Below are 1,380 nucleotides of genomic sequence, written 5' to 3'. Positions count from 1 at the left end.
CCCGGCCGCCGCCGACGCCGTCGCGCAGCAGACCGGGCAGGTCGTCACCGGCCGGGTCGCGCGGCGCGGGGAGTTCGATCCGAGCCGGAATCACGACCGGCCGGTCGGCCGCGCACGCCGAGTCGAACAGCGTCAGTGCCACGGACGTCGGCATGGCGGCGATGCCGAGCCGCCTCAGCCGCGCGCGGTCGGCCTCGGCCAGGTCGCCGGTCATGCCGCCGCGCTCCCACCAGCCCCAGCACAGCGAAGTGCCGGGCAGACCGCAGGCCCTGCGCAGGGCGGCCAGACCGTCCAGGAACGCGTTCGCCGCGGCGTAGTTCGCCTGACCACCGGTGCCCAGTGTGCCCGCCAGCGCGGAGAACAGGACGAACGCCGACAGGGGGCGCTCCCGGGTCAGTTCGTGCAGATTGACCGCACCACCGACCTTGGCGCGCAGAACGTGGTCGAGGTTCTTCGCGGACAACGTCTCGACCGTGCCGTCCGCCAGTCCGCCCGCCGCGTGCACGACCGCCGTCAGCGGATACGCGGGAGGTAGGTCCGCGAGCATCCGCGCCACGGCGTCGCGGTCCGCGACATCGCAGGCCACAACGCGCACCGCGGCGCCTCCCGCCTCCAGGGCCGAGACCAGCTCGCCCGCCCCGTCGGCCGCCATGCCCCGGCGGCTTGCCAGTACCAGGCTGCGCACGCCGTGTTCCGCGACGAGGTGCCGTGCCACCAGCGAACCCACCCCCCCGGTCCCGCCGGTGACCAGTACCGTCCCCCCGCCGAAGCCGCTTCCCAGCTCGAGCACGATCTTTCCGGTGTGACGGCCCCGGCTCATCCGGCGGAATGCCTTACGCGCGTTGCGGATGTGGTGGACGGTGATCGGGTTCAGCCTTACCCGCCCGGCGGCGAACAGCTCCATGACAGCCCGGAACGTCTCGTGGATCGCGTCCGGACCCGCCTCGTAAAGATCAAAGGCCCGGTAGTCGACCCCTGCGTGGTCGGCCGCCACCTGCTCAAGATCGCGGATGTCCGTCTTCCCCATCTCGACGAAGGTCCCGCCCCCGGGGAGGAGTGCGAGCGAGGCGTCGACGAATTCGTGCGCCAGCGAGTTCAGTACGACGTCCACACCGCGACCGCCTGAAGAGTTCAGGAACGCCTCCGCGAACCCCACGTCCCGCGAGGACGCCAGGTGCGCGTCGTCCAGCCCGAGGCTGCGCAGGGCGGGCCACTTGGCGGGGCTCGCGGTGGCGTAGATCTCGGCTCCGACGTGCCGCGCCAACTGGACGGCTGCCATGCCCACGCCGCCCGCCGCGGCGTGGATCAGGATGCGCTGTCCCTTCTCGAGTCCCGCCACATGGAACAGGGCGTGGTAGGCGGTGAGGAACGCAGCTGGAA

1 protein-coding gene is annotated in these 1,380 nt (G+C 72.2%); it reads right to left on the bottom strand.

What is annotated here, in order from left to right; genetic code table 11:
• A partial coding sequence (locus RM812_RS41690; RefSeq protein WP_311586161.1) for an MDR/SDR family oxidoreductase occupies positions 1-1,380 on the bottom strand: 1,380 nt, incomplete at both ends.

The sequence above is a fragment of the Streptomyces lancefieldiae genome, from assembly GCF_031845825.1.
Classification (GTDB): domain Bacteria; phylum Actinomycetota; class Actinomycetes; order Streptomycetales; family Streptomycetaceae; genus Streptomyces; species Streptomyces lancefieldiae.
This window is presented reverse-complemented; position numbering and strand designations above follow the sequence as displayed.